Origin of the sequence: Lactonifactor longoviformis (assembly GCF_042848515.1) — a bacterium.
In the GTDB taxonomy this organism is placed as follows: Bacteria; Bacillota; Clostridia; order Lachnospirales; family Lachnospiraceae; genus Lactonifactor; species Lactonifactor longoviformis.
Map to the genome: position 1 here is coordinate 3,785,031 of NZ_AP031453.1, position 20,006 is coordinate 3,805,036.

Below are 20,006 nucleotides of genomic sequence, written 5' to 3' on the forward strand. Positions count from 1 at the left end.
AGAACTACCTGCCTCTCATCCGGTATTCTTTTGGGGTACAGCCTGTTTTCTTTTTAAATATGTAACTAAAATAATGGGAGTCTTTATATCCTACCTGATATCCAATCTCTGAAGCCCGGAGATTTGTGCACATAAGAAGCTCCTTTGCTTTTTCGATCCTCACCTCGGTGAGATATTCGGTAAATGTCTGACCAGTCTCCTGGCTGAAGATACTGCTGAAATAGCTGGGGCTGATATTGACATTGGTGGCTACGGTATTCAGGGAGATATCATTGTGGTAATAATTTTCCTTTATATAATGTTTGGCTTCCTCCAGAAGCAGATGGAACTTTCCCTTGGACGCATTGTCTCTGAGCTGGATCGCTTCGGAGAAAAGCTTTCGAAGACGGAACTTCAGATTTTCTATGGAAAGAATCTTTGTGGCCGTCTCATTAATATTCTGCAGCTCCTCCGGCAATTTGTCCGGATTCACACCCAGCCCCTCCAGAAATCCAAGCACACAGGCAAATAGATCCATGACTATATACTGCCGGAACATCAAGGATTTATAGTTGCTTTCCCCCACCCGCAGGAAATACTCTTCAATAAAGTTGTCTACTTCCTCAGTCGTACCGTTTTTCAGAAAATCTTCTACTTCTTTTCGGTCCATCTGGGAGGACTGAATGGCATTGAGATCAATTTTATCCTCGTTCAGGTGATGCATTTTGCTCACGTCTTTATAGCTGACTATTTTATTCCACTCCGTAAAGAATCTGCTGGAAAATGCCTTGCTGGCCGCATCATAGGACTGGCTCAGGTCTCTCAGGCGCTGTACTACGCTGCCGATCCCCCCAAAATATTCCACGCTGTGGTACCCGTCCATCACAGCTTTCAGTGCTCTTACAAACTCTGCTGTAAAATCCTGCAGTTCCTCTTCACCGTCTCCTTTAATGACAAATGCCAGACCTTCCAGTCCTCTGTCGAAGGTCAGCACCTGTTCGTAGGAGGCTGCCAGATCCATAATCTCCTTTGATGCTTTCACCAGCGCCTCGGAATAGCAGCTGGAGTCTCCGTATATGACAGTCTTAAACATCATTACCAGATAGGCCGGCGCGGTGAGCTCCAGGCCCAGATCCTGGGCCTCCTCCATAAGTTCCATAGCAGAGCTTTGACCTGCAAGTATTTTCTGGAACAGATTCTGGCGTTTGATGGTAATATTTTCTTTCATCTCATTTTCGTACTGCTCCATCATTTTCAGCTGTTCCTGCTCCTTTTCAATCACAGCCGCAACCTCCTTGATTGATTCCAGAAGTTTAGCGGAGCTGATAGGCTTCAGCAGGTAATCGGTAACCCCAATGCTGATAGCCTGTTTTGCATAGTCGAATTCTCCGTACCCGCTGAGAATAATAATCTTGGTATTAGGCATTTCTTTTTTCACAATGCTGCTCAATTCCAATCCATCCATAAAAGGCATTTTAATATCTGTGATCAGGATATCCGGCTTCGTCTTCTTGATCAGCGGATACGCCAGCTCCCCGTCGCTGGCCTCCCCCACAAAAACAAAGCCTTCTTTTTCCCAGGGTATATTATTCTTAATCCCTTTGCGCATAACTACTTCGTCTTCCACTAAAAACACTTTTAACACGTTTTTCTCCTCCTCCAGCCTTTCCCATTTCTGTGAACGTAAATGAGATATGAACAACCGCAGAAACCTGCGGTATGCCCGCCCGCAGCGTATGTAGTAAGGGGTGCTTTCTGCATGCCCCTAAGTTCCACTGTATATTAAAGGCAGAAATCTCCAAGGAATTAATTGAAGTCTTCTGCCTCATATTACCTATATAGCTTCATGGAGGATTATAACAGATTTCACAGATTCTGTCTCTCCACGCATTTACTAAAAAGGTGGATTTTTTTGGAAATTTATTTTTCTTGTACGTTTTCATATGATTTTGGTTTGATTTCTTACGTTTTTATCGCAATACGAGGGATATGTTCCATCCGGAACACATCCCTCGCTGTAATACTTTTACTCTATCTTGTTCTGGTCCATACACCGGACTTATTTACATAATATTTTCCAATCCACGTGTTGGAAGCCATTGCTCCGTTGTCTCTCAGATAATACCATCTGCTGCCGTCTTTCAGCCAGCCCGTTGCCATTGCCCCGTTAGACTTCAGATAGTACCAGGTCTTTCCGTCCAGCAGCCAGCCTGTCGCCATTGCCCCGCTGGATTTCAGATAGTACCAGGTCTTTCCGTCCAACAGCCAGCCTGTTGCCATTGCCCCGCTGGATTTCAGGTAGTACCAGGTCTTTCCGTCCAGCAGCCAGCCTGTTGCCATTGCCCCGCTGGATTTCAGGTAGTACCAGGTCTTTCCGTCCAGCAGCCAGCCTGTTGCCATTGCCCCGCTGGATTTCAGGTAGTACCAGGTCTTTCCATCCAGCAGCCAGCCTGTTGCCATTGCCCCGCTGGATTTCAGGTAGTACCAGGTCTTTCCATCCAGCAGCCAGCCTGTTGCCATTGCCCCGCTGGATTTCAGATAGTACCAGGTGCTTCCAAGCTGCAGCCAGCCTGTCTGCATATAACCGCTCTCATCAAAATGATACCACTTGCCGTCGAGCAATTTCCAGTCGTCTTCCACATAAGTGCCGTCTTCCATCATGTACAGCCATCTGTCGCCGTCCTGCTGCCATCCTTCTTTCTTTTCTTCTATATCTCCTTCCACCACATGGATCGTATACTGGATTGAGCTCTTGTGATCCTGTGCTTTGCTTGTAAGGAGGATTTCTGTTGCGTCTCCATCCAGTTTTACCAGACGTGCTTTTGTATCATCAAACAGCACATCTCCATCGTATACCAAACCGCTGGCCTTCATGGGAACAGCCGTCATCCTTACAGCCTCTGTGTCTTTGGGAACGGTTAAAGTGTATTCTTTGACATCCCCCTTAAATTCAGGTGAAAGTTCACCTATATCGAAGGAAAGCTGCTGTAATTCAGCGTTAGTATCATAATCTGTTCCCACACTGATGCCATACAGACCTCCCACAAGACCTCCCGTAGACTGGAACTTCACTGTAATACTGTCTCCCGTCAGATATTTCTCAGGTATTTCTCTTTTCACGGTATAGAATCCATCCGATGTCAAAGGATATTCCGTATTGGATAATGTTTCTGTGACAAATTTTTCTCCGTTTATATAGATATCAAAGCTTCTTCCCTTATCTCCGCCATAATAGGTAGTAAACAGGTAATTCTTCTCAGCCTCTTTATTCACAGGCAAATCATAGCTGAACCAGCCGCCCTTTTCTGCATGCCGGTACTGTCTTCCTCCATAGGTACCCACCTCAGAATTATCAGAATGTTTCAATCCAAGGGAGAACTCGGAGTTATTATTGTCAAAGTTTGTTAGGTAGGCAGAGCTGCTTTCCTTTTCTCTCAATGTCTCTTTGCTTTCCAGCAGCTTTTGCTGGTATTCCCCGGAATCAGGCTCTGAGAGATTCATATATAATCCATATCTTTCGTTATGCCGCAGATAATGAGGCGTGTAGAACAGCTTATCATCCTGATCCGTTCCTCTCAGCGCAAACTGCACCTGTCCGTCCTCTGTATCTTCGATGCGGACCAGATTCTCCTTGATGCCTGCCTTCCAGTCCTCCACCTTCTCATCTGTCATGGTGATGGTGTCAGTGGCTGATTTATCCAGAACAGGCGCATATACAATGATGCCTGCCCCCTCTCTTTGATCCATATTATTGGTGCCAAGACCTGTGCTCAAAGCAACGGGACCATATCGGAAAGCCACCATGGAGCTGTCATCAGGCATTTCATATACCTGTACTTCCATGGGCAGGGTAATCTCAACCTTATCTCCCGCTTTCAGGCCATCCAGCTGGTAATAATTATCCGTCACTTTACATTCGGAAGCTGTCCCGTTAATGGTTATAGCTGCCTTGCCTGCCAGCCAGTCAGGCTTTCTCACCATTACAGATCCGCCCTCCGGTACGGCGCCAACGGTAAAGCTCACTTTGTCACTGTTCGGTATATTGGCTTCCTGGGAAACCTGGAATTCGCTGTCTGCATACGCAGAACGGAAGAACATATTCACAAAAAGCTGATTCCCATTTTTCAGATAGATGGTATCTCCCAGTTTGGTAAAGTTCTCCATGCCGGTTCCCGTACAGCACCAGAAGCTGTCATAGGGAGAACTGTAGAGTTTGTAATACCCCGGAGCCATAGGCTGGAAATACATACTCATTCCGGTCTCAGGATTCTGGGAGGATAAGATTGCGTTAATATATGTATTTTCATAATAATCCATATACTTCACATCCCCAGTTACCTGGAAGAGGGCCCTGGATAATTTCAGCATGTTATACGTATTGCAGGTTTCACAGGTTCTGTTATTTGCGTACTGTCCCAAACTGCCTGCGGCGTGAAAATGTTCGGATTCACTGTTGCCTCCTGTAATATAGGTGTGGTCTTTTACAACAATATCCCAGAAGTTCTCTGCAGCTGTCAGATACATTTCCAGATTATCTTTTTCGTCCTGTGTCAGTTCTCCATAGTAGCGATCCTGTGTCAGTACGGTATAGCGTTTTAAGGCGCCGATAAACTTCGGTATGGTAGTGTTGGCATGCTTGCCGTTTAACACATCCTTTCCCTGACTCAGCTGTACAAACAACTCTGTCTCGTCAAAGCATTCTGCCGCTGACTTGTAGTCCGGGTTTCCGGTAATATTATACAGCTCGTACAGCGCCTCGTTCATACCGCCGTATTCAATCGTCAGCATTTTTTTCTTCTGGGCGTCCGTCCATGTGCTGGTTCTGGATGTATAGATATAATCTCCAAAGCCCATAGCGACTTCCAAAGCGTCTTCTCCAACCTGTCCGTCCACATTCTTCGCAATGTCAATCAGACCGGCCAGCACCTTATGCAGGTTATACCAGGGCACCAGTACATTCTCATCTGTGCCGCCGCTTCCCTGCACAGCATCCAGGGCGCTCTCTCTGAACGCGGATATATACCCCTTGCTGTCCGGATGTGTACTGCCATAGCTGTCCTGGCACTCTTTTAAACCGGCTACCGCGTCAGACATCTGCTCCAAAAGGGCAGTCTTCGTAGCCTCATCTTTACAGCCAAGGTAAGCCTGAGACAGTGCCGACATGTAATGTCCGAAGGTATGTCCACGGAAGTTTGTAGCATTGCTTCTCTCCCATCCGCCATAGCCGCTGTCCGTCAGCGGCTCCAGGCCGGCTACCTTGTAGAATTCATATAAGAACTTGTTGGAGGACATGGAAAGCAGATAGTCATACTCTTTCTGCTGTGCATTCACAAGGTAGCTGTCCGACAGAGTCACCTTATCCATCCCGTTGTTGGTAAGATTCCAATTAGCGGCAGATACCACTACTTTGCACTCTTTTACAGCCGTATAGTCCTTGCCGTAGGCAAGATGGGCTGTCATAATAACCTCCGCATCCGCATCCTCCGGAAGTGTTACCTTTCCGTCATCTGTGATAATGTCTTTGCGGTTAGATTCCCAGGTAATGGTGCTGCCGTTTGTCCCTTTATCGGGCAGATCCAGATCCTTTCTGGTATATGCCGGAAGAGATAAAGCCTCTGCGTCCGCGTCGACCAGCGTCTGCCTGTCAAATGCCTGTGTTTCCTCAAACAGCTCCAATACCTCGTCCTGGGTAGATGCACAGTTCAAAAGAGCCACATTATCCATGGCAAAGATGCCATAAGTACTGTTATGCACGGGACCATTGTATCCCAACGCTTTTTCATCTCATTTCCCTGATCAATGGTTCCGTCCGCCCCGTCTGTTCCAATAGGGCTAAATACGGTTACCTTCTGCCGGATTCCATTCCGGTACATGGTAACTTCCTTGGTCGTATCGTCAAAGCTGACAGCTATGTGCGTCCACTCTCCCACCGGGAAAAACTCGCTTCTGTCTGCCTCTACCCCAACCTTATATGGCTGTTTCCAATCATTGGAAGATCCAATGGATATACTCAGCGGTTTATCTTTGTTTTCAGAAGACAGATACCAGCCGTCTGAATAGTAGGCTTCTTTATTCCACACAAAAAGATGCTCCCCGCCTCCCATATCCTGGGTTGGATTTACCCAGAAAGAGAAGGTAAGGCTGGACGGATTTAAAGAAGCGTCGGTTCCCAAATCAACATAAGTCTTTCCTTTCAGCTCCAGCGCCTGGGTTCCCTCGGCAGCGCCCTGGATATACCCATAGTTCTCCCCAACAATCGTAACGGGGTGATTTTTCTCAGACGTATCTGTGGTATCTCCGTCAAAGGCCAAGTTCAGAACCCTTTCCTCTGTAAAGGAAGGATCTGGATCTTCTCCTCCCCCTGATGGGTCTGCATACAGCTTATAAAGCTCCTGTACCTGAGCATCGTCAGCCACTGTACTGTATACGGAATACTCATCCAGACTGATATTGGAACAGCCGCCGTTGTGAACCGTGCCATTGTTGCCCAGGGTTTTCGTACAGTCAGATCCATGAATTCCGCTGCTGGAATTGTATTTTGCCTTTACCGTCAGTTTTTCTCCGTTTCTGTACATAGCTGCTTCCTGGGTTTCTGCGTTATAAGTCACTGCCACATGTACCCACTCACCAGCTGGGAAAAACTCGGAGCGTTTGCCTTCCACATAATACTCCTGTGGCTGGCTGCCGCTGACTGCCGTTCCCACAGATAAAAACAGCGGATTATTGTCTGTAGTGTTCAGATACCAGCCGTCTTCATTATATGCCCCCTTGTTCCAGGTAATCAGCTGTTCCCCTGACAACACTGCATTTGCCTTTACCCATACAGAGGCAGTCAGATTCTCAGGCTGTATATCCTGTTCCGTTCCCAGATCGATGTAGGTGGCGCCGTCCAGCTGCAAGGCTTCTCCGCTCACCCCTTCTGTGTAGACAGCTTCCTTCTCGCCGCCGTCCCGGCCTCTGGCCAGGACACTTCTGTCCGTAAGCACCTTATCCTCCAGGGTTCCGTCAAAGGACATCTCCAGAGTCTTACTCTCATTCAGCAAGGCCAGACTGTCCGTTTCCGCATAGACCGGCAGCGATGGAAGAATACTTCCGGCCAACATTACCCCTGTGAGAACAAATGCAGTAGATTGTGTTGCAATCCTTTTCTTTTTTCTCATAATGCACGCTCCTTTTCTCATTTTTCAGTGATTTCATTGTATAAAAATAGAATTTACACTTCCACAGAGGACGATTGGAATTAAGTGGGATATGATATTCACTTTACATTTTCTTATGATATTGGTTCGTTTTTTTACAAATAAAGTTAGAAAAGAAACAAAAAATCCCATACAGCCCGATTTTTTAATACAGCTGTATGGGATCCTTCCCTTTTTCTGCTATTCTATTTTATCCATACACCAGAGGCATTGACATAGGAATTGCCAATCCAGGTATTGACCGCCATCTGACCACTTTCATACAAATAATACCAGGCCCCTCCAAGATAGATCCATCCAGTCTGCATAGCCCCGGAAGCATTGAAAAAGTACCATTTGCCTCCCAGTTTCTGCCACCCGGTCAGCATAGCTCCGCTTCCATTCATATAATACCAGCTACCTCCCAGCTTCTGCCACCCGGTCAGCATAGCCCCGCTTCCGTTAAAATAATACCAGACATTCCCGATTTTCTGCCAGCCGGTTGCCATACTGCCGCTTCCGCTGAAATAATACCAGATGCCTCCCAGCTTCTGCCACCCGGTCAGCATGGCTCCGCTTCCATTCATATAATACCATCGGCCGCCTATCCATTGCCACCCGGTTTTCATGGCTCCGCTCTCATTGAAATAATACCAGGTTCCGCCTATCTTCTGCCACCCGGCTGCCATAGCTCCGCTTCCATTGAAATAGTACCAGATACCGCCTATCTTCTGCCAGTTTGTCAGCATAGCCCCGCTTCCATTAAAGTAATACCAGGTTCCTCCAATCAGCTGCCAGCCAGTTACCATGGCTCCGCTTCCATTGAAGTAATACCAGGTTCCTCCGACTTTCTGCCAATTGGTTTGCATTACCCCCTTTGAGTTGCTGTAATACCAGATCTTTCCCTGCTGGAACCATCCAGTTTTCACATACCCACTATCATCAAAATAATACCATTTGCCCTCTATTACCTTCCAGGCTTTTTTCGGATATGTCCCGTCAGGATAACGATACCAGCTTCCCTTGCTGTCAGTAATCCACCTGCCGGTATCTGCCGCTGGAGCCTTTTTCAGATTTTCTATGGTTCTCCTCAGTTTTTCTGCCTGGCTGTTTATCTCTGTCTGCGTTGCATTTTTATTGCTTAGGAGGGATCTCGCTGCTTTTAATTCGCCAGCCATCGCTGACCAGGTTTCTTTGGTATATTCCTTTTCCACCTTGCGTTCTGCTGTCTGAACCAGACCTTCCAGCTGTGACTTATCCCCTGTTTTTACTACAGTGACCGTATAAAGCCTCTCGGTACTGTGGTCTTCCGCACTTCCCTTCAGCCGGAACTCTGTTTTCTCGCCGGTTAAAAGGAGAGAGACGGCCTTCTCATCGTCCACCAGCACATACCGTTCTAGGCCGGTATCATATAGCTTTACAAGGCCGTCCTGTTTATGAGGTACTGCTGTCATATGTATCTTATCCGTATTTCGGGGAACTCTTACTGTATATACACTGTTTTCTGCCTGGAATACCGGATCCACCTCACCAATGTCAAACGATAAGTCCTGCAGCTCCGGGGATTTGTCATAGCCGATTCCCAGATAAAGCCCATACAGGGCGCTGCCGGAATTATCTTTGGGTACGAACTTCACTGTAATAGACGATGCTGACAGATACTTTTGAGGGATCTCACACCTCACCGAATAAAAGCCGTCCGAGTAAACGGTGCGTTCCGCGTCAGACATCGTCTCCTCTAAAGCTTCTATGTCACCATTAATCAGTATGTTATAGGGCTCTTGGTTCTCCTCCCCATAATATACAGTGGTCAGATAGTTTTTATCAACCGCCTTTACCGGAAGAGTATAGCTGAACCATCCATCCTCCCAGGCTTTGCGGCCGGGCCTGCCCTCTATGGCCAGTTCAGCTTCCGAGCGTTCTGACTGAAGATTATAGAAGGTCTCTTTCTCCGGACTGCCGAATTCTGTAAGCCTGACATGACTGACTTCATTCATTCTTAAAACCTGTTTCATTTCCAGGATCTGCATCTCTCCAACCTCAGGTTCAAAGTCGCCCTCTCCACCGCCCTCTTCCGGCCCCCGGGGCGGGTTTGCATCTCCTTTGGCATAAACAGATACTCCAGGTCCTAAGCTGCCGGCCCAGACCGCCGCTGCGAGTATCATAACCAACCCCTTTTTCCAAAACCCTTTTCTTCTCATCCGAAATTCCTCCTCCCAGTATGGCAAATAGGGAATATGCCTGCTTCACATATTCCCTATTTCCTTTGCTTTATTTAATTATGCACTTTTATCTTGTTTTTGTCCATACTCCGGAAGCATTTACATAATATCTTCCCACCCATGTATTGGATGCCATAGCTCCGCTGTTGTACAGGTAGTACCATTTGCCGCTTACCTTTACCCAGCCGGTAGCCATTGCTCCGTTGGACTTCAGATAGTACCAGGTCTTTCCGTCTAATAACCACCCGGTTACCATTGCTCCGTTAGATTTTAAGTAATACCAGGTTTTTCCGTCTAATAACCACCCGGTTGCCATTGCTCCGCTGGATTTCAGATAGTACCAGGTCTTTCCGTCTAATAACCACCCGGTTGCCATTGCTCCGCTGGATTTCAGGTAATACCAAGTCTTTCCTAACTGCAGCCATCCGGTTGCCATTGCTCCGCTGGATTTCAGATAGTACCAGGTGCTTCCTAACTGCAGCCACCCGGTTGCCATTGCCCCGCTGGACTTCAGATAGTACCAGGTGCTTCCTAACTGCAGCCATCCGGTTGCCATTGCTCCGCTGGATTTCAGGTAATACCAGGTCTTCCCGTCTAATAACCAACCCGTCGCCATTGCCCCGTCAGCATTCAGGTAATACCAGGTGTTTCCTAACTGCAGCCATCCAGTCTGCATATACCCGCTCTTATCAAAATGATACCATTTGCCGTCAATCAGCTTCCAGTCATTTACCACATAGGAACCGTCAGGATTTACATAGCTCCATCTGTCACCATCCTGCTCCCAGCCTTCTACAATCAGAGACACTGGCTCTGTGATCCCTTCCTGTGTAGGTGTTACTTCTTTCATAAGACCTGTCTCAGCGTCAAATTCCAGTTTGTCAATACAGGTTTCTCTGTGATATCCCAACCCGGAATCATACTGTCCCAGAGGTGTTGCGAATCTGTGGTATGCAATATAGTACTCATCTTTGCCGGGAATCTGGAGGATTGAGTGATGTCCGGTTCCCAGAATACTTTCAGATGCATCTTTGGATAAAATGGTTTTCTGGAATGTAATTGGTCCGTACAGGGAATCCGAGGTACCGTAATTCACATGGTAATTTGCACTGCCTGTATCGTCGCAGGACCAGGTAAAATGGTATATTCCGTCTCTCTTAGTCACTGTAATCGCTTCTCTGAAGTCTTTCGCACCCTCCAGATTCTGCATCGTATCCGGCACCAGACTTATCATATCTTCACCCAGCTCTACGATTGCCGCACTGCCGTTTCCGAACAGCATATAGGATTTTCCAGTGTCCGGATCCGTGAAAATGGATGGATCAATGGTCTGTCCCATGCTCACACCATTCTGGCTGCAGAGATCCATCGTTACCAGCGGAGTTTCCTCTGCTACGAATGGACCGTTGGGGCTGTCGGATACTGCCACACCGATTGCTGATTTCCCGTTGCTCTCTTTTGCACAGAAATAGAAGTAATAGCTTCCGTTTTTCTCTTCAATGGTAGGTGCCCATGCACTGCCCACTGCCCAGGGAACTCCTGCAATATCAACGCCGTTTTCGTTGGTTCCGGCTACTGCATCATTGCTTGCCACATCTACGATAACGCCTTCATCTACCCAGTTAATCATATCCTCAGATGAAAATGCATGGAACTGAGTTCCTGACCATCCGCTGAAGCCGTCCGTGGTGGGATAGATATAAAACTTTCCGTCTAAGACATCAATATCAGGATCCGCATATTCTCCTGGAAGTACTGTATTATTAGCCAAAGCTGCTTCCACGGTCCATACTTCTTCCCGGCCGTTTACTGTCACCTTAACCTCTGCAGGTTTTGTCAGATTTAATTCCTTTTTATTCTCCTGTTCCAAAACCGCATTTGGAGATACGGTAATATCCAGCGGAACCTTTGTAAGATCAGCCTTTTCGCTGTTATTCCTGCTGATATCCAGATGAATCTTCTTTGTGTTTTTGTCAATGGACTGATTGCTGATGGTATATCCCTCTGCCGCAACCTTTACAATTGCTGCCTCAGAAATTTCATCATTAATCTCATCGGCAGTCAGCGCCCTGTTATATACTTTAACATTGTCAAAGCTTCCTTTAAAGTAGCCATCCCCGCTGTAGAAGGATTTGCCCAGGTAAGCGCTCAGATTTTTCCCAAGGTCTGAAGTCAGAACCTTTGCATTTTCGTTTGAGTCAACCAATACACCGTCCAGATACATATCCAGCTTCGTTCCATCTACAACAAGAGTTACGTTCTGCCATTTGCCGAGGTCTGCCCCGTCTGCAGTCTTTACTTCATTTTCTTTCGAGTAGCTGTCCTGGGTGATCGCATAGCGGACGTTTTTGCCGCTGACTTTCAGGAAGTTATACTTGCTGTTGTTCAATCCGTATGTGAATGTAAAGAAACTTCCGCTGCTCATCTGAGATTTCACATCCATGGAAATTGTCATTACATTTCTTCCGTCCATAAAGCCTTGCGGGAAGGCTGCATAGGTATTGCTGCTTCCGTCAAGCTGCAGAACCCGGCTTCCGGTTTCCCCGTCCACTGCAAATTTCGCATTGCCGTATGCGGTACCGTCGTCCGCGTGATTGTCACCTTTGCCGGTATCCGCAATGCTGTTTCCGGCATCGGATTCAAAGTTGTATTCCAGCACAGGTTCCTTAGATTCTTCCTCTTCTTTTGCCGGTACGCCGTAAGCCTCCACTACATTCTTATATTCCTCAGCAGTGATTCTCATAGGTGTCCCGTGTCTTGCTCTGGAAGGCATACGGAAGCCTTCGGTTAATTTCGTGAAGTCGCCGTCCAAATCATTGGATACCAGAGGATAGTAACCTATTCCCCCGTAGTTATCCACCAACAGACAGTATTTCCATTCACTGTTGTCATCCTCATTTAATTTAAAGATGGTCGGGCCTTCCACACCGCCCTGATTGTTCAGCACCGGGGTGTTCAAATCAACCGGGTTTGCATGGAGCAGTGTATCTACTTTATCCGCTTTAATGCATTTCTTGGATTCATCTTTGGAGTATCTGTAATAGCTGCCGTTTTCCTTGAGAATCGTGGTGTCAATGACATCATTGCTCTTCTCAATCATTACTTCCGGCTCAGTAAAGGTATAGAAATCTCTTGTTTTTGCATAATATACCCTCTGTTTTCCGTAGCCATCCTCAGCAACTCTGGACGCCCAGTATACAATGTATTCACCTGTCTTCTCATCGTAGGTCGCCTCCGGGGCCCAGGTACAGCCTGCGTCATCCCTTGCAACCTCAACCATACGCTGCTCAGACCAGTTTACCAGGTCCGTGGATTCCCATACCATTAAGGATTTGCTTCCTGCTCTCTGTGCACGGTTCCAGTCGTTATTTCCATAAATTTTTAAATCTGTGGCGATCATATAGAACTTATCGCCTTCCGGAGAGCGGAGGATATAAGGATCTCTCACGCCCTGCTCCCCTAACTTTGATGTGAGTACAGGATCGTTATTGTTTAAGTCAGTCCAGTTTAATCCGTCCTGGCTGGCAGCAAAATACACCTGCTCGCCATTAGAATATTTTTCACCGGCAAAGTAAGTAAAGAAATAGTCTGTATAATCTGACTCTTTAATTTCTTCCGGTGCAGCCTTTACTGTAAATGTAAAGTCTTTCTCTATACTTAGTGTACCATCACTGATAATAGCTGTCATGGTAACTTTTGTATCCTCTGCGGGACGTGTCACCTGTCCTGCAGGTGTAGGGTCATAGCCCTCATTTTCATGTTCCTTTACATCTACAATTTCTTCATGGTCAGTTTCCCATGTTACTGTTGTATCGTAGGTAGAAGCGGTAGGCAGTGTTATGTTGCCGTACACTTCCTCATAGGGAAGCTCCAGGGCATCAGCTGCTTCCTGCAGTCTCTCGGAAGGATTTACCGCAGTCACAGTCACCTGAAAGGTTTCATTCACAGTCTCGCCATTCGTTACAAAGGATACCGGAATCTCTACCACAGCGTCTTCATCTGTGGGAGGTTTTACAGTACCGTCAGCTGCAATTACATCGGTATTGGACGGAGTGCCCCATGACAATTCCACTCCGTCTACTTTAGCGGGAAATGCCAGCTTGGTAGAAATAGCATCTGCGCCCGCATTCCCATTCAGCATAGCACTGTGTATATCCGCTTTTATGTAATCACTAAAGTCTGTGACAGCATTTGCCTTTACCTCTTCTTCTGACATAGCATAATTAGCAATAGCAAAATCGGCGATCTGTCCCTGGAACAAACCATCCGCGCTGTATACGGATTTTCCAATATAACCGCTGGAGCCGTCTGCGTCCACAAAGGTAGAGAGGTCAAAAGGATTGTTGCCGGTTCCTACTTTTTCTCCGTTCAAATACATAGCTGTTGTCTCTCCATCGTAGACAATCGTATACGTCTGATAACTTCCGTCAAGGAAAGCCCCTGTGTCAGGAATAATATTATTTTCTTTTGCCCAGGCACCTGTAGAGTTATACGGTTCCTGCTGTGCAACAGACAGCTTCATCTTTTTACTGCCGTTTGCCGGAGTAAAGAAAGTATAATTCCAGCTGTCTTTTCCCAAGGCCCACAGCATCTGATCGGCTGCTCTGGTGTTCGCAACTGTTACCGACACCGTCATAGTATTGTCTGTGAGGATACCTGCCGGAAGCTTTACATATCCGTTGCCGTCCAGTTTCAGAGTGCTTACTCCATTATATGTATTTACATTCTTTTCAGAAAGATTTTCAAGAGTTCCGTCCATGCCTTCCTGGGCATTGTTCTTCAGCAGGCCGTCCTGAACCTCCATGCTGTAATGTACAATCTCCTGATCCTCCTCTGCCGCAGCAGCAGGCTGCGCTTCGTCTTCCAGACTTACTGCAGCGGGAGCAGCACTCAGGTCGTTCTCTTCCGTCTCACTTTCTTCCTGCGTCTCCCCGTTTTCCACGGCTGGCTCGTCTGTGTCCTCATCCTGCTGCTGATCCTCTGTGCTTAGTTCTGCTGCACTGTCATTCTGCAGAGCGGAAGCCATTGCCGACGTAGGAGTGGATGTAATCACCACTGTTCCCGTAAGGAAAAGCACAGCCAGTCTTCTCATTCTTTCTTTCATGAATTCTCCTCCATTCATAATTAATGTTTGCTTGTATAGACCTTCTGCGGTCATACTTGACAAATTCACTGCCAAAATCATAGCATCTGTACAGGTTTTCCTCTACGAACAACCATTTGGAAAAAGTGGAATATTTTACATGGAAAATTATTTGGTACGTTTTTATTGGAAACATGTTTGTTTTTTTACAGACATGTTGAACCATTTACATACAACCAAAAGAAATCCAACAAAAAACAGCGGATTACTTCCTTTCCCTGGAAATAACCGCTGTTATCATCAAAAATTATTTACTTTGTCCGTAATAAGCATTTGCACCGTGTTTTCTGTAATAATGTTTATCCTGAAGTGACTGGGGCGCCGGTTCTACCTGTGGATTCAGCATCTCACAGCGGGCAGCCATCTTGGCCACTTCCTCCAGCACTACAGCATTGTGCACAGCCTCATGGCCATCCTTTCCCCAGGTAAATGGGCCGTGGTTCTTACATAAAACAGCTGGAACCGCCTCGTAATCCCTGTCTGTAAACAGTTCAGCAATCAGAAGCCCCGTATTTTTTTCATAAGCTCCGTTAATCTCCTCTGCATTCAGACAGCGGGCACAGGGAATCTCCCCATACATATAGTCCGCATGTGTGGTCCCATAGCAGGGGATGCCCCTTCCCGCCTGCGCCCAGCTGGTAGCCCATGCAGAATGGGTATGAACAATCCCCCCAATCTTAGGAAATGCCTTGTACAGCTCCAGGTGGGTAGGCGTATCAGAAGAAGGATTATATTCCCCCTCCACACGGTTCCCGTCCAGATCCATGACCACCATGTCCTCCGGCGTAAGCTTATCATAGTCCACACCGCTGGGTTTTATGACAAACAACCCTTTATCTCTGTCAATGCCGCTTACATTTCCCCATGTAAAAGTAACCAGTCCATACTTGGGAAGCAGCATATTGGCCTCATATATTTCTTTTTTCAGTTCTTCTAACATAACAACCTCCATACTGTAAAAAGGGACACCCCATACCCATTTGGGGACAGGGCAAACTCATTTTGGGACGTGTTCTTCTGCGAAGGAACACGTCCCCTTTTCTTCATCACTTCAAGTTATCCACAGCCGCCCGTTCAATAGGCAGTCCTTTTTTATACCTTTCAATAAATACTTCAAATCCTGCCACATCTGCAGGATCCGGCTCCATCCGCTCTCCCTCGTCACCTGCAAATACTTTTTGAGCCAGGTATTCGTCAAGGCTTTCCCCGGCGTCTTTGTTTATCATATAGGAGGCAAGAAGCGCAATTCCCCATGCGCCGCCCTCTCCTGCGGTCTCCATCACAGATACCGGAGAATTCATGGCAGCTGCCATTACTTTCTGTCCTACGCCTTTTGTCTTGAAGAGTCCTCCGTGCCCCAGAATCTTGTCGATCTGGACGTCTTCTTCTTTTAACAGAATGTCAAGTCCTACTTTCAGCGCTCCCAGTGCGGTATACAGATGTGTTCTCATAAAGTTTGCCAGATTAAACCGGCTCTCCGGTGTACGGACAAACAACGGGCGTCCCTCTTCAAAGTTTGTAATATGTTCTCCTGAGAAGTAGCAGTAGGATAACAATCCCCCGCAGTCTGGGTCGCCCTCCAGCGCTTTATGATATAAAGTGCCAAACAGCTGATTCATATCTACCTTCATTCCAAAGGATTCTGCGAATTCCCTGAAGATTCCTACCCACGCGTTCAGATCCGATGTGCAGTTATTGGAATGAACCATGGCTACCAGATTACCAGTGGGAGTGGTTACCAGGTCGATCTCCGGATATGCTTTCGAGAGTTCCTTTTCAAGAACAATCATGGCAAACACTGAGGTTCCGGCGGATACATTTCCGGTTCTCTTTGCCACACTGTTCGTAGCGGCCATACCGGTCCCCGCATCTCCTTCCGGAGGACAGAATGGGATTCCAGGCTGCAGGTTTCCGGATACGTCCAATAGCTTTGCCCCTTCTTCTGTCAGTTCACCGGCTTTTTCGCCGGCGACTAATACCTTTGGAAGGATTTCCTCCAGCTTCCAGCCGTAATTCTTATCTGCAACCAGCTCATTAAACTGCCGCATCATATCTGCATGAAAGTCCTTTGTCTCCACATCAATGGGAAAGGCCCCGGAAGCTTCCCCCACTCCCAGAACTTTCCGGCCGGTCAGTTTCCAGTGCACATAACCTGCAAGGGTTGTGAGAAAGCGGATCTGTGAGACATGCTCTTCTCCATTGAGAATTGCCTGATACAGGTGAGCGATGCTCCATCTCTGGGGAATATGGTAATGAAACAGCTCTGTCAGTTTTTCTGAAGCCTCCCCGGTAATATTGTTTCTCCAGGTACGAAAAGGAACCAAAAGATTATCTTCTTTGTCGAACGCCATATAACCGTGCATCATACCGCTGAAGCCAATGGCCCCGATCTTTGTTAGAACTGTACCGTATGTTTCTTTCACGTCTGCAGCCATCTGGGCATAACTTGCCTGTAGGCCTTTCCAGATATCCTCCAGGGAATACGTCCAGATACCGTCTAAGTAGCTGTTTTCCCACTCATAACTTCCAGAAGCAATGGGGGCATTATCCTCTCCCACCAGAACCGCTTTGATCCTGGTAGAGCCGAACTCGATTCCAAGTGCTGTTTTTCCGCTCTCTACAGCATTTTTAATACTATTCACATCCATGCTAAAAACCTCCCGTGTATTTTGCCTGATTATATCATATTTTATTTAAAAAGGACAGAATTCCACATTAACTCATTTCTGAAACTGCGGATCTTTGTATCCTTATCAATCACAACACTCTCAATTCCCATAGCTGCAGCCCAGTCACACATCTGCTCTGTGGTAAGGTCATAAGAGAATGCCGTATGATGTGCTCCACCGGCGTAAATCCATGCTTCGGCTCCGGTTGCCAGGTTCGGCTCCGGTGTCCAGAATGCGGTTGCTACGGGAAGCTTCGGCATTGCCTTTTCTGTCTTCTTGCAGTCTACATCATTGATAATCAGTCGGAAGCGGTTGCCCAGATCGATTAAGGATGTTGCGATGCCGTGTCCTTCCTTTGCCGTAAATACAAGGCGGGCAGGATCCTCTCTGTCACCCATGGACAATGGATTCACTTTAATGCTGATAGGACCGTCACAAATGGTCGGGCAGACTTCCAGCATATGAGCCTGCAGAATTCCCTCTTTTCCAGGCACAAGGTTATAAGTGTAATCTTCCATGAAAGAGGTTCCTTTTGCGTTCTCGATCCCCTGAGTCATAATCTTCATCAGGCGTACCATAGCCGCTGTCTTCCAGTCACCTTCTCCGCCGAATCCATAGCCTTTTTCCATTAATCTCTGGATTGCCAGACCCGGAAGCTGTTTTAAGGATCCCAGATCTCCGAAATGGGTTACGATTGCCTGATAGTCCTTTTCCTCCAGGAATTTCTCAAATCCGATTTCGATTCCGGCCTGTACTGCCACATGTCTTTTGAATTCTTCCGGATCTCTGCCCTCCAGTAAGATTTCATATTTATCATAGTATTCTTCTACCAGTGTATCGATATCACCCTGGGATACCTGCTCTACATACTCGGCGATCTCATTTACCGGATATGCGTCAATTTCCCAGCCGAATTTAATCTGTGCCTCTACTTTATCTCCCTCAGTCACTGCAACATTTCTCATATTGTCAGCCACACGGCACACACGGATATGGCTGCTTTCCATGATTCCCACAGCTGTGCGCATCCACTGGGCGATTCTCTTCTGTACTTCTTTATCATCCCAGAATCCAACGATGACCTTTCTCTCGATTCCCATCCTGGATACAATATGACCGTATTCTCTGTCACCGTGCGCAGACTGATTTTCATTCATGAAATCCATGTCAATGCTGTCGTATGGAATCTCCTGGTTAAACTGTGTATGTAAATGCATCAATGGCTTTCTGTATTCCTGAAGCCCTAAGATCCAAGACTTAGCAGGTGAAAATGTATGCATCCAGGTTATCACACCGGCGCAGTTCTCATCAGAGTTGGCCTCATTAAATGTCTTACGGATCAATTCATTTGTGATTAACGTTGGTTTCCACACAACCTCATAGGGGAGCATGCCAGACTTATTTAAAGACTCTACGATAATTTTAGAATGCTCCGCCACTTTTGCCAGACATTCGTCTCCGTATAAATCCTGTGAACCTGTTGCGAACCAAAACTGATACTTCTTTGCTGCTTTCATTGAAAAATCCTCCTTAAAATAAATTTATATACTTTTATATTTGGGGTTTCGTTGATGCCCTGACAATTAATTCCGGCTGAATCAGCCGTTCCACCTTGCTTTTTTCCTCGGGTATCTTCTGGATCTGCTCCAACAGCAGCTCCGCTGCCATCTCTCCCAGCTTTTCCTGGGGGTGGGCGATAGTAGTTAGAGGTACAATCCCATTTTCAGCAATCAGAGAATTGTCGTACCCTGCCACAGCAATATCTTCCGGTATTCTTCTGCCGCATTTCTGCAGTGTTTTCATCACCTCCAGGGCAATCTGATCGTTGTAGCATACTACAGAATCCATATCCATGCCATATTCCATCATCTGACGGATCGCAAGTGCCGGTTTTTTCTTTCGGTCTTCCGTATGGAACCATACAACCATATCAGGATCGTACAACTTTCCAGCTTCCTGAAGAGCTCTTACATACCCTTTGTGGCGCTCTCTGCCCTGGCTGTCATCTGCCTTGAATACCCCGGCGATTTTTTCCCGCCCGGTATCCAGAAGATGCTTTGTGAGAAGATAGCCCCCCTGACTGTCATCCATAAGTATGTGAGGCTTATGCTTCATCTGGGCATAAGTCCCCTGGATGAAGATATAAGGAATCTCATATTCATCCAGCATTGCATACAAGTTCATATTATTGCACAGAATCTGGCTCTTGCTGGGCTCTATGATCAGTCCATCAATATCCTTGGTCAGAATATCCTCCAGGGCCCTGGCCTCATTGGTTCTGCTGTTGCCTGTATTTTTCAGAATAATGCTGTACCCGTTGGAGGTAAGCACCCGGTCAATCCCCTGGATCAGACGGGGAAAGATATAATCCGATATGTACGTCGTAATCACTGCAATATTTCTGGAATTCTTTCTGTGGCGCATCCTTTCAGAGCAAAAGGTACCCCGCCCATGCTCTGCAACCACAAATCCCTCATTTTCCAGAATCGCCAGGGCTTTGCGCACTGTATGCCTGCTGATCTGGTATGTAGACGACAATTCATTCTCAGAAGGCAGCTTTTCTCCGGGCTTTACTCTGCCGGACAAAATGTCATCCTTCAGCTGTTCCATTAACAGATAATACTTTGTTTTACCGCTTTCTCCTGCCATATCAAACCCTCCATTACCCCTATGGCCAATATCCTTGCAAGTAAGCTTGTAGTAAGTGAATCAAAACGTATCGTTACAATGGTGGTAGAATGTGCTGATTTTATCCAGGCAGATGGTAAAATCATCTCAATGTTAAATGTGCAACTTCTACAAGCTCACTTGTAAA

The 20,006-nt window shown here is 46.8% G+C and carries 9 protein-coding genes; all 9 read right to left on the reverse strand.

Going from position 1 to position 20,006, the window contains the following annotated elements; translation table 11 throughout:
• Positions 1–4: 4 nt before the first annotated feature.
• The gene (locus ACGHCT_RS17190) at positions 5–1,624 is read right to left on the reverse strand and encodes a response regulator (protein ID WP_390437020.1); all 1,620 of its coding nucleotides are present in this window, start codon (positions 1,622–1,624) and stop codon (positions 5–7) included.
• 386 nt (positions 1,625–2,010) lie between these two features.
• On the reverse strand, positions 2,011–5,733 hold the full coding sequence (locus ACGHCT_RS17195; RefSeq protein ID WP_390437021.1) for a beta-L-arabinofuranosidase domain-containing protein: 3,723 nt from the start codon (positions 5,731–5,733) through the stop codon (positions 2,011–2,013).
• Positions 5,682–7,139, reverse strand: a complete 1,458-nt coding sequence (locus ACGHCT_RS17200; protein ID WP_390437022.1) for a LamG-like jellyroll fold domain-containing protein — start codon at positions 7,137–7,139, stop codon at positions 5,682–5,684. The genes ACGHCT_RS17195 and ACGHCT_RS17200 overlap by 52 nt, the downstream gene beginning before the upstream one ends.
• Positions 7,140–7,363: 224 nt before the next feature.
• On the reverse strand, positions 7,364–9,358 hold the full coding sequence (locus tag ACGHCT_RS17205) for a DUF6805 domain-containing protein (protein WP_390437023.1): 1,995 nt from the start codon (positions 9,356–9,358) through the stop codon (positions 7,364–7,366).
• An 88-nt stretch (positions 9,359–9,446) separates the two neighbouring features.
• A complete protein-coding gene (locus ACGHCT_RS17210) occupies positions 9,447–14,483 on the reverse strand; it encodes a family 43 glycosylhydrolase (RefSeq protein WP_390437024.1) in 5,037 nt (1,678 codons plus the stop codon).
• Positions 14,484–14,769: 286 nt separating this feature from the next.
• Positions 14,770–15,462, reverse strand: coding sequence for an L-ribulose-5-phosphate 4-epimerase (gene araD, locus ACGHCT_RS17215; RefSeq protein WP_390437025.1), 693 nt, complete (start codon positions 15,460–15,462; stop codon positions 14,770–14,772).
• Positions 15,463–15,568: 106 nt separating this feature from the next.
• Positions 15,569–17,170, reverse strand: coding sequence for a xylulokinase (locus ACGHCT_RS17220; protein ID WP_072848787.1), 1,602 nt, complete (start codon positions 17,168–17,170; stop codon positions 15,569–15,571).
• 41 nt (positions 17,171–17,211) lie between these two features.
• Positions 17,212–18,708 (reverse strand): L-arabinose isomerase, encoded by a 1,497-nt coding sequence (gene araA, locus ACGHCT_RS17225; RefSeq protein ID WP_072848788.1) that lies wholly within the window; start codon positions 18,706–18,708, stop codon positions 17,212–17,214.
• Positions 18,709–18,742: 34 nt separating this feature from the next.
• Positions 18,743–19,840 carry a GntR family transcriptional regulator gene (locus ACGHCT_RS17230; RefSeq protein ID WP_072848789.1) on the reverse strand — a complete coding sequence of 366 codons (1,098 nt, stop codon included), beginning with the start codon at positions 19,838–19,840 and terminating at the stop codon, positions 18,743–18,745.
• Positions 19,841–20,006: the final 166 nt, after the last annotated feature.

Coding starts and splice junctions, on each gene's coding strand:
- ACGHCT_RS17200 (WP_390437022.1), bottom strand. CDS start 7,139: ATGAGAAAAAAGAAAAGGATTGCAACACAATCTACTGCATTTGTTCTC.
- ACGHCT_RS17205 (WP_390437023.1), bottom strand. CDS start 9,358: ATGAGAAGAAAAGGGTTTTGGAAAAAGGGGTTGGTTATGATACTCGCA.
- ACGHCT_RS17210 (WP_390437024.1), bottom strand. CDS start 14,483: ATGAAAGAAAGAATGAGAAGACTGGCTGTGCTTTTCCTTACGGGAACA.
- araD (WP_390437025.1), bottom strand. CDS start 15,462: ATGTTAGAAGAACTGAAAAAAGAAATATATGAGGCCAATATGCTGCTT.
- ACGHCT_RS17220 (WP_072848787.1), bottom strand. CDS start 17,170: ATGGATGTGAATAGTATTAAAAATGCTGTAGAGAGCGGAAAAACAGCA.
- araA (WP_072848788.1), bottom strand. CDS start 18,708: ATGAAAGCAGCAAAGAAGTATCAGTTTTGGTTCGCAACAGGTTCACAG.
- ACGHCT_RS17230 (WP_072848789.1), bottom strand. CDS start 19,840: ATGGCAGGAGAAAGCGGTAAAACAAAGTATTATCTGTTAATGGAACAG.